A 10156-nucleotide genomic window follows, 5' to 3' on the forward strand; every position below is an offset into this window, starting at 1 on the left:
CGCATTCGGATCCAGCGACCACACCGGCAGCGAACGCCATGTGCTGCTGCCGCTACCACAAACGAAGTTACCGGCAGAATCGACGTTCATCTGCGTGATATCTTCCGGCGGCGTCAGCACCAGCGGCATCGGCGCCTGGTTGTCGAGATAGCGACGATAAAGCTGCATCGCACCGCTGGCACCGTACAGCTTCGAGGTTTGGTTGTTATCACGACCAACCCAGGTAATCGCCACTTCTTTGCCATCAACACCGGCGAACCAGCTATCGATCAGGTCATTGGTGGTACCTGTTTTGCCCGCCAGATGCGCTTTCGGATAACGCGCACCCAGCGCACGCGCGGTACCGTGATCGGCGACCTGCTGCATAGTGTAGAGCGTGAGATACGCGGCCTGTGCCGGTTCAACACGCTGCGCCTGCGGATAGCTCTGATACAGCACCGTGCCATCTTCCGCAATCACTGAACGCACCGCCGACAGCTCAGCGCGGTTACCGCCGCTGGCAATCGACTGGAACGCCTGCGCCACTTCAATCGGCGTCAGGTTCAGTGCGCCCAGCAGCATGGATGGCACCGGATGCAGCTGATCTTTCGGCACACCGAGTTTGTTCCAGGTATCGACCACCGCATCCAGTCCCAGCGTCATACCGAGGTTGACGGTTGGCACGTTCATTGAGTTGGTCAGCGCATCCACCAGCATCACTTTGCCGCTGAAACGACGATCGTCATTCATCGGTTTCCAGATGGTGCCGTTCGGCTGTTTCAGCGCAATCGGCTCATCGGCGATCCAGCTGTTGAGGCGATAGCTGTTCGGCTGGCTCAGCGCGGTGAGATAGGTCGCCGGTTTTGCCAGCGAGCCAATCGAACGACGCGCCTGCAATGCGCGGTTGTAACCGGCAAACTGCGGATCGGCACCGCCAACCATGGCGCGCACTTCACCGCTGAAGCGGTCAACCACCACCATCGCAGTTTCCAGATCTTTCAGGCCACGCTGTTTTTTCAGCGTTGGAATGCCCTCCACCACCGCTTTCTCTGCGGCATCCTGCGAGATCGCATCCAGCGTGGTGAAAATCTTCACGCCAGAGAGATCTTTCATCTTGTCGCCGAGCTTAGCCTGCAGCTCGTTACGCACCATCTGCATAAACGCCGGCTGTGGCGTGATCACGCCGCCTTTTGGCTGCACGCCCAGCGGACGCGCCGACAGCATGTCATACAGTTCCTGATCGATGACGTTCTGCTGCTGCAACAAACGCAGCACCAGATTACGTCGCTCCAGCGCCAATTTCGGGTTGCGCCACGGATTGTACAGCGACGCGCCTTTCACCATGCCAACCAGCATCGCCTGCTGATCGAGGCTCAGCTCATCCACCGGACGACCAAAGTAATACAGACTCGCCAGCGGGAAGCCGCGGATCTGATCGTTACCGGTCTGGCCGAGATACACCTCGTTCAAATACAGCTCGAGGATGCGGTCTTTGCTGTAGCGCGCATCCATGATCACCGCCATGTAGGCTTCACGCGCTTTACGCCACAGCGAACGCTCGTTGGTGAGGAACAGGTTTTTCACCAGCTGCTGCGTCAGCGTACTGCCGCCCTGCACCGCTTTACCGGCGGTGATGTTGGCGAGGAACGCACGACCAATCGAATACGGGCTAATGCCGTCGTGCTCGTAGAAGTGGCGGTCCTCGGTGGCGATCAAGGTACTAACCAGCAGATCCGGGAAACCGGCGCGCGGCACGAACAGACGCTGTTCACCGTTCGGCGACTGCAACATGGTGATCAGGCGCGGATCGAGGCGGAAGAAGCCAAAGTCGCGGCCGGTATCGAGGTTTTTAATCTCGCTCAGCTCATCGTTGCTAAACGTCAGGCGCGCGTTGATCTGCCCTTCTTTGCTGTCCGGGAAATCAAACGGACGACGCAGCAGGTCAATGGTGTTGCCTTTGACGCTAAACTCGCCCGGACGGGTGATGCGCGACACTTCGCGATACTGCGTGCCTTCCAGCAGCGCAATCATCTCTTTTTTGTCGTACGGCATGCCCGGTTCAAGGCTTACCATGCGGCCATAAACAGCGGCCGGCAGTTGCCACACTTTACCGTCGATGCGGCTACGGATTTCCGAGTCGAGATAGACGCCCCAGGCGGCCATCACTACCACAAAGACCAGGAAGAGTTTAATCAACCAGCCTAACCAGCGACGTTTGCCGCGTGGCGGACGTTTTTTACTTTTTGGTGGCACCGGTCCACTCTCCTCATCTTCTTCATCAAAATCGTCCTGATCGATATCATCATCAAGTTCCCTGCGGCGACCCCGACGCGCAGTGCTGCGCGGCGGCTTTGGCGCTTTTCCTTTGCGCCCAATAGGTTCGCGATCGTTCCCAGACATGCTTTTATTCTCCAGGCATTACTACGGCGGCGGCCGTTACTCTAACTGCTTTCTCGTGCTGCGCATGGCAGAACCCTCTGAATTCGATCCACAGCGTTTCACGATGAAAATTTCTTGGTCCGCCTTGTGGGTAAGGCGTTGGCCGGATCGTCCGGCCACGGATGCTTTGGATAGCGCCCTTTCATCTCTTTCTGCACTTCGGGATAGGCACCGCGCCAGAACGCCGCGAGATCGCGGGTGATCTGCAACGGACGGTGCGCGGGCGAAAGCAGCTCTAACACCAGCGGTACGCGGCCATCGGCCACCGCCGGATTCTGTGCTTCGCCAAACATCTCCTGAATCCGCACCGCCAGCGCGGGTGGCTTCTCGGCATCGTAGCGGATCGGCAGGCGGCTTCCGGTCGGCACAGTGTAATGAGTTGGCAGCACAGTATCCAGCCGCTGACGTTGTGACCATGTCAGCAAATGTAATAATGCGCTGACAAGATTGATGCTCTGCAAACCTTTCAGATCGCGCACCGTGCTCATCTCCGGCAGCAGCCAGCTTTCGAGCGTTTCGAGCAGGCTCTCATCGTCGAGCGGCGGCCACGCCTCTTCCGGCAACCACTGCGTGGCACATTGCACCCGCAAGCGTAGCTGCTCAGCGTCTTCTTTCCAGCCCAGCACCGACAATCCTTTTTCGCGGATCCACCGCAGCATCGCCGGATGCAATATTTCGGCTTCCGGACGCGCCTGCGGCTGCGCTTTCAGGACCAGCGCACCGATGAGTTCGCGTTTCCACGCGCGCAAGGTGCCTTTCTCCTCGTCCCACTCCACGTCGGTGCTCTGCTCAACTAAGGTTGGACACGCGCGTCGTAGCGCGTCGATATCCACCGGCAGCGCCAGCAGCATGCGCGCATCGGCGGCGCTGGCGCCCTGCAATAGCGTCGGCGCAATCAGCCATTCATAGCGGCTCAAACCATCCTGCTCGTTGAGCATCGCGCCAATGCCGTTCGCCAGTTGATAACGCGCGCTGTCGCCACGACGCTGCGCCAATCGATCGGCAAAACCGGCAGCCAGCAGCTGCGGGAACAGCTCGGGGTTAATGGTGCCGCCGCTGGCGTTGAGGCGTTTCTGCCACTGACGCGCACGGCGCTGCCAGTGCGACTGCGGATGATTGAGCGCATCACGCAGATCAACGCTGCCACTGCGTGGAGGATCTTCCAGAATCGCTACCAGCAGCGCAGCGCTGGCGATGGCATCGTTGTTTTGCCCGGCGGCCACCAGAATCGCGCTCAGGCGCGGATCGCTGCCCAGCGCGGCCATTTTTCGACCGCGCGCGTTGAGCTGGTGATTCTCCAGCGCGCCTAGCTGAGTTAACCGCTCGCACGCTGCACGCAAGTTGCGCGGCGGCGGCGCATCAAGCCAGGTAAGCTGCAAAGCATCCTGGCAACCCCATTGCAGCAGATCGATCTGCAGCGAGGTCAAATCGCTCTGGAGAATTTCCGGTTCGCTCTGCGCTGCCGCGCGCAGCGCCTGCTCTTGCGGCAGCAAATGCAGACAGATGCCCGGTTCTAATCGTCCGGCACGACCGGCGCGCTGGGTCATTGATGCCTGGCTGATGCGCTGCGTTTGCAGCCGCGTCACGCCGCTGCGCACGTCAAACTGCGCCGAGCGCTCCAGCGCGCTATCGACCACTAAGCGGATGCCTTCGATGGTCAAGCTGGTTTCGGCGATGTTGGTCGCCAGCACCACTTTGCGCCGACCCGCCGGAGACGGCAGAATGGCGCGGCGTTGCGCCTCCAGCGACAGCGCGCCATATAAAGGAGAGAGATCCACCTCGTCACCAACCCGCGTTTCCAGTTCGCGCTTCACCCGTTCGATCTCCGCCACGCCCGGCAGGAACAGCAGCAGCGATCCTGACTCGTCGCGCAGCAGCTGCGCCACTTCGCGCGCCACCGCTTCCTCAAAACGTTGCTGGCTATTGAGCGAAGCATAGCGACGCGTGACCGGGAAGCTGCGGCCTTCCGAGACGATAAAAGGCGCATCCGGCAGCAGCTGACGCAAACGTTGATTGTCGAGCGTGGCCGACATCAGCAGGATTTTTAGATCGTCGCGCAATCCTTGCTGCACATCGAGCAGCAGCGCCAGCGCGAGGTCGGCCTGCAGGCTACGTTCGTGGAATTCATCGAGGATCACCAGCGAGACGCCTTCCAGCATCGGATCGCGCTGTAGCATGCGCGTCAAAATGCCTTCGGTGACCACTTCGAGGCGCGTGTTGGCACCGCAGCAGTTTTCACCGCGCATGCGATAGCCAACGATGCCGCCCGGCTGCTCGCCAAGCAGTTCCGCCAGGCGCTGCGCCACGTTGCGCGCCGCCAGCCGACGCGGCTCCAGCATGATGATGCGGCCGGGCAATTGGGCGTGTTTTAGCAGCTGTAACGGCAGCCAGGTCGATTTACCTGCGCCGGTCGGCGCCGCCAGCAACACCTGCGGCGACTGCGTCAGCGCGGCCAGCAACGTAGGCAGCACCTCGCTTACCGGTAACTCACTCAAACTCAACTCCCAAAATGCCTGTGCTAAGATGGCGCGCATTGTAGCACTCTGAGGCGCGGATTACCGGAGGCCAACCTGGCAACGCAACGTCTGTTTTTTGCTCTTGAACTGCCCGCTCCGCTCCAGCAACAGCTGGTACAGTGGCGCGCGGATAATTTTGCTGCAGAAGCCGGGAAACCGGTGGCGGCGGCCAACCTGCATCTGACGCTGGCGTTTCTCGGCGAGGTCAGCGATGAGACCTCACGTAAGCTGCAGCTGCTGGCCTCACGCATCGAACAGCCCGGTTTTTCCCTTGATTTGGATGACGCCGGTCACTGGCCGCGTCCCGGCGTGGTGTGGCTCGGCTGCCAGCGTGCGCCGCGCGGATTACTGCAGCTCGCCAGCCTGCTGCGTGCGCAAGCGGCGCGTCATGGCTGCGCGCAGAGCCCACAGCCGTTTCATCCGCACGTCACGCTGTTACGTCACGCGGCACCGCAGATCGCGCTCCCGCCGCGCGGCTTTCACTGGCGCGCCGATATCCGTCATTTTGCGCTGTTCGCTTCGAGCGTCACGCGCGGCCGCACGCGTTATCAGGCGCTGGCCCGCTGGCCGCTACTATCATCCACAGGAGAGTAAATGGAGTTCGATCCGCCACTCAAACCCGCCCGCTTGATCGCCCGTTACAAACGCTTTTTAGCCGATGTGGTTACGCCAGAAGGTGAAACGCTGACCATTCACTGCGCCAATACCGGCGCGATGACCGGCTGTGCCACGCCGGGCGATACCGTGTGGTACTCGACGTCCAACAGTGCCACGCGAAAATATCCGCACAGCTGGGAACTCACCGAGACCCAACAAGGCCACTGGATCTGCGTCAATACGCTGCGCGCCAATCAGCTGGTGCGCGAGGCGCTGACGCTCGATACCATTCCGGAATTATCCGCTTACAGCCGCTGCCAGCCTGAAGTGAAATACGGCACGGAAAAAAGCCGAATTGACTTCCTGCTGCAAGCGGATGGCCGATCGAACTGCTATATTGAAGTCAAGTCCGTCACCCTTTTACAGCAAGGTAAAGGCTATTTTCCGGATGCGGTGACGGCTCGTGGACAGAAACATCTGCGCGAATTGAGCACTATCGTGGCAGAAGGTCATCGAGCCGTTTTGTTGTTCGCAGTTTTGCATACGGGGATTGAGGACGTTTCCCCGGCACGCCATATCGACGTGCACTACGCAGAACTACTGGAACAGGCGCAGCGTTGTGGTGTGGAAGTTTTGGCGTATCAAGCTCACATTTCACCGTTAAAGATATTACTGACGCATCCGATTAACGTAGCGTTGTAATATTTATAGCAATTTGGTGTGATAGGAATGTTCTGGGCGAGGCGCTGAATACGCGATTGTTCAGAGGCTTGTCAAGTAGTGGTCAGGAATAATTGCCAACCTTGATTGCTTCTGCTATTTATAGCGGCCTGTTTTTTTCCCTTTATGGGAATCGATAAGCCCTAAATCGTTCGGGTTGTAGGCACACAGTCAACGCACATGCAACTTGACGTATTTAGGGAAGTGCGTGTTATCCAGGAGAAACAACATGCAAGAAGGGCAAAACCGTAAAACATCGTCCCTGAGTATCCTCGCCATCGCTGGAGTTGAGCCTTATCAGGTGAAACCGGGCGAAGAGTATATGAACGACGCCCAGCTAGGCCATTTCCGTAAAATTCTGGAAGCCTGGCGCAACCAACTTCGGGATGAAGTAGATCGCACTGTGTCACATATGCAGGACGAAGCTGCTAACTTCCCGGATCCGGTCGACCGTGCCGCGCAGGAAGAAGAGTTCAGCCTGGAATTGCGTAACCGCGATCGTGAGCGCAAACTCATTAAAAAGATTGAGAAAACGCTCAAGAAAGTGGATGACGACGATTTCGGTTACTGCGACTCCTGCGGTGTAGAAATTGGTATTCGCCGCCTCGAAGCGCGCCCGACTGCCGATCTCTGCATTGACTGCAAAACGCTGGCAGAAATCCGCGAGAAGCAGATGGCTGGCTAATGGCCGTGAGCAAATTGCTACCGCACAGCCGGGAAAATCCCTGTTTTCCCGACGTGCGGTACACTTCGTTATGAATTCTTCACTCTGCATTGGGCGTTTCGCTCCCTCTCCTTCGGGTGACCTCCATTTTGGTTCGCTGATTGCTGCATTAGGCAGTTACCTGAGCGCGCGCGCGCAACAGGGACGCTGGCTGGTGCGCATTGAAGATATCGATCCCCCACGTGAAGTTCCCGGTGCCGCAACGCGTATTTTGCAGCAGCTGGAACATTATGGTCTGCATTGGGATGGCGAGGTTTTGTGGCAGTCACAGCGCCACGACGCCTATCGCGCCGCGCTGAGCTGGCTGCAAACGCATCGTCAAAGTTACTTCTGCACCTGCACGCGCAGCCGCATCCAGCAGCTGGGCGGCTTTTATGATGGTCACTGTCGCGATTTACAGCTGCCGCCGGATAACGCCGCGCTGCGCCTGCGTCAGCATGCGCCGGTCAACGGCTTTGACGATCGCCTGCGCGGCCATTTGCAGGCCGAACCGCAGCTGGCGCAGGAAGATTTTATTATCCATCGCCGTGATGGGCTGTTTGCCTACAACCTCGCGGTGGTAGTCGATGACCATTTTCAGGGCGTGACGGAAATCGTGCGCGGCGCGGATTTGATTGAGCCAACGGTGCGCCAGATTGCGCTGTATCAGCAGTTTACCTGGCCGGTGCCGGATTACCTGCATTTACCGCTGGCGGTTAATCGCGATGGCAATAAGCTTTCCAAGCAGAATCATGCGCCCGCGCTGCCCGATGGCGATGCGCGGCCGCTGTTGGTGCAAGCGTTGCGCTTTCTTGGTCAGCCGGTTTCGCCAGGCTGGCAGGATGAATCGCTGGAAAGCCTGTTGAAACAGGCGGTGGCGCAGTGGAATATCCGTCTGATTCCGTTGCAGAACGGTCTTAAAGAGGATGAAACGACATCACCATTCCTAAATGGTTCTCAACAGGCTATGATTAGCCGCTGATTTTATTAACACCCTTTTTCTCACTGTCGAGGTGTCCCATTTTTACCCGAGTCGCTAATTTTTGCCGGAGAGTCCTCAAGCGTGATGAGGAGGCGCCTGAAGAGGTGGAAGCTGAAAGTCCTGGTCAGATGACTGTCATTCCACGAGAAAGCCACAACATCTCACGCAAAGATATCAGCGAAAACGCCCTCAAAGTGCTCTATCGCCTGAACAAAGCCGGATTCGAAGCCTACCTGGTGGGCGGCGGCGTGCGCGATTTGTTACTCGGCAGTAAGCCGAAAGACTTTGATATCACCACCAACGCCACACCTGAACAGATGCGTAAGCTGTTCCGCAACTGCCGTTTGGTCGGTCGTCGTTTTCGTCTGGCGCATGTGATGTTCGGTCCTGAAGTGATCGAAGTCGCCACCTTCCGTGGCCATCATCATGAAGAGAGCGAAGAAGATCGCAACAGCTCGCAGCGCGGCCAAAACGGCATGCTGCTGCGTGACAACATTTTCGGCAGCATTGAAGACGATGCCCAGCGCCGCGATCTCACCATCAACAGCCTCTATTACAGCGTGGCCGATTTCACCGTACGCGATTACGTCGGTGGCTTGCACGATCTGCACGAAGGCATCATTCGCATGATTGGCGACCCGGAAACCCGCTATCGCGAAGATCCGGTGCGTATGCTGCGCGTGGTGCGCTTTGCCGCCAAGTTGCAGATGCGTATCGCGGCAGAAACTGCCGAGCCGATCCCGCGTCTGGCGACGCTGCTGAATGACATTCCTCCAGCGCGTATGTTTGAAGAGTCGCTCAAGCTGCTGCAGGCCGGTTACGGTTACCGCACCTATCAGATGATGCGCGAATATCAGCTGTTCCAGCCGCTGTTCCCTACGCTGACGCGCGGTTTCACCGCCGAAAGCGACAGCCTGATGGAACGTATGGTGGCGCAGGTACTGAAAAATACTGACACCCGAATTCAGAATGATATGCGCGTCAATCCGGCCTTCCTGTTTGCCGCGATGTTCTGGTATCCGCAGCTGGAATCCGCCGAACGCATTGCGCAGGAAAGCGGACTGACCTATTACGATGCTTTCGCCTTGTCGATGAACGAAACCCTGGACGAAGCCTGCCGCGCGTTGGCGATTCCGAAGCGTATCACTACGCTGATTCGTGATATCTGGCAGCTGCAGCTGCGCATGTCGCGCCGTCACGGCAAGCGTGCGTGGAAGCTGATGGAGCATCCTAAGTTCCGTGCCGCTTACGATTTGATGGCGCTGCGTGCCGACGTGGAAAACAATCCTGAGCTGCAAAAGCTGACGCATTGGTGGGGCGAGTTCCAGGCGGCGGCACCGGTGCAGCAGAAAACCATGATGACCACGCTGGGCGACGATCCGGCACCGCGCCGTAAACCGCGCCGTCCGCGTCGCCGTCCAACCGGGCCTCGCACTAACAGCCCGCAATGACCCGCGTTTACCTCGCTTTAGGCAGTAATCTGGCCGATCCGCTGCATCAGGTTGATGCAGCGTTGGCCGCGCTAGACGCCATTCCGCACACTTCGCGCATCGCCACTTCATCGCTGTATCGCACACCGCCGTACGGTCCGCCGGATCAGCCCGATTACCTTAATGCGGTGGTGGAGCTGGAAACTACGCTTGAAGCCGACGCGCTGCTCGATCATACCCAGCGCATTGAGCTGGAGCACGGTCGCGTGCGCAAAGCCGAACGCTGGGGACCGCGCACGCTGGATCTCGATATCATGCTGTTTGGCAGCGAAACCATTCACACGCCGCGTCTGACCGTGCCGCATTACGACATGCACAATCGCGCCTTTATGCTGGTGCCGCTGCTGGAAATTGCCCCGCAATTGTTGCTGCCGAACGGGCAAAGTCTGTCTGCCATTCTCGCCACGCTGGATCGCAGCGCTATCCGTTTGTGGTCTGAGTAAGCCGTAGTACACTGCGCGCATCAGAAAACTCTGGAGCGTGTGATGAAACCAACAACCCTCTCCCATTTACGCCAACTCAAAACCAGCGGCCGCAAATTTGCCACGCTGACGGCGTACGACTTCAGTTTTGCCCGCCTGTTTGCCGATGAAGGCATTCAGGTGATGCTGATTGGTGATTCGCTCGGCATGACCGTGCAAGGCCACGAATCGACTTTGCCGGTCACCGTGGACGATATCGCCTATCACACCGCCGCCGTGCGTCGTGGCGCGCCTCTGGCGCTGCTGAT

At 58.5% G+C, this 10156-nt stretch carries 9 protein-coding genes; 7 read left to right on the plus strand and 2 right to left on the minus strand.

The features are described from left to right. Both mrcB and hrpB read right to left on the minus strand, forming a co-directional pair. The coding region (mrcB, locus tag RTY00_RS11950) for a bifunctional glycosyl transferase/transpeptidase (protein WP_312664589.1) at nt 1-2379 on the minus strand (2379 nt) is incomplete at its 3' end. A gap of 98 nt (nt 2380-2477) precedes the next feature. Then, nucleotides 2478-4952, minus strand: a complete 2475-nt coding sequence (gene hrpB, locus RTY00_RS11955; protein WP_312664590.1) for an ATP-dependent helicase HrpB — start codon at nt 4950-4952, stop codon at nt 2478-2480. Between the two features lie 36 nt (nt 4953-4988). Between hrpB and thpR the strand changes: the two genes are divergently transcribed. The 7 genes from thpR to RTY00_RS11990 form a co-directional block, all read left to right on the plus strand. Continuing rightward, nucleotides 4989-5528, plus strand: a complete 540-nt coding sequence (gene thpR, locus RTY00_RS11960; protein ID WP_312664595.1) for an RNA 2',3'-cyclic phosphodiesterase — start codon at nt 4989-4991, stop codon at nt 5526-5528. Then, nucleotides 5529-6233: a DNA/RNA nuclease SfsA gene (sfsA, locus tag RTY00_RS11965; RefSeq protein WP_312664591.1), complete on the plus strand. Its 705-nt coding sequence runs from the start codon at nt 5529-5531 to the stop codon at nt 6231-6233. It begins immediately after the preceding gene. A gap of 247 nt (nt 6234-6480) precedes the next feature. After that, a complete protein-coding gene (gene dksA, locus RTY00_RS11970) occupies nt 6481-6936 on the plus strand; it encodes an RNA polymerase-binding protein DksA (RefSeq protein WP_007888770.1) in 456 nt (151 codons plus the stop codon). A 70-nt stretch (nt 6937-7006) separates the two neighbouring features. Further along, complete coding sequence (gluQRS, locus tag RTY00_RS11975; RefSeq protein WP_312664592.1) at nt 7007-7936, plus strand: tRNA glutamyl-Q(34) synthetase GluQRS; 930 nt, start codon at nt 7007-7009, stop codon at nt 7934-7936. A gap of 38 nt (nt 7937-7974) precedes the next feature. Next, entirely contained in the window at nt 7975-9387 is a 1413-nt protein-coding gene (gene pcnB, locus RTY00_RS11980) for a polynucleotide adenylyltransferase PcnB (RefSeq protein WP_217646662.1), read from the plus strand. Then, nucleotides 9384-9869, plus strand: coding sequence for a 2-amino-4-hydroxy-6-hydroxymethyldihydropteridine diphosphokinase (gene folK / locus RTY00_RS11985; RefSeq protein WP_312664593.1), 486 nt, complete (start codon nt 9384-9386; stop codon nt 9867-9869). The genes pcnB and folK overlap by 4 nt, the downstream gene beginning before the upstream one ends. Nucleotides 9870-9911: 42 nt before the next feature. Then, nucleotides 9912-10156 (plus strand): 3-methyl-2-oxobutanoate hydroxymethyltransferase (locus RTY00_RS11990; RefSeq protein WP_312664594.1); only part of this gene is annotated, 245 nt, incomplete at its 3' end.

Origin of the sequence: Pantoea sp. CTOTU49201 (genome assembly GCF_032054795.1) — a bacterium.
Lineage (GTDB): Bacteria > Pseudomonadota > Gammaproteobacteria > Enterobacterales > Enterobacteriaceae > Pantoea > Pantoea symbiotica.

What these genes read in the sequence shown, in the direction of transcription:
- hrpB (WP_312664590.1), bottom strand. Translation starts at nt 4,952, where the DNA reads ATGCGCGCCATCTTAGCACAGGCATTTTGGGAGTTGAGTTTGAGTGAG.
- sfsA (WP_312664591.1), top strand. Translation starts at nt 5,529, where the DNA reads ATGGAGTTCGATCCGCCACTCAAACCCGCCCGCTTGATCGCCCGTTAC.
- dksA (WP_007888770.1), top strand. Translation starts at nt 6,481, where the DNA reads ATGCAAGAAGGGCAAAACCGTAAAACATCGTCCCTGAGTATCCTCGCC.
- gluQRS (WP_312664592.1), top strand. Translation starts at nt 7,007, where the DNA reads ATGAATTCTTCACTCTGCATTGGGCGTTTCGCTCCCTCTCCTTCGGGT.
- folK (WP_312664593.1), top strand. Translation starts at nt 9,384, where the DNA reads ATGACCCGCGTTTACCTCGCTTTAGGCAGTAATCTGGCCGATCCGCTG.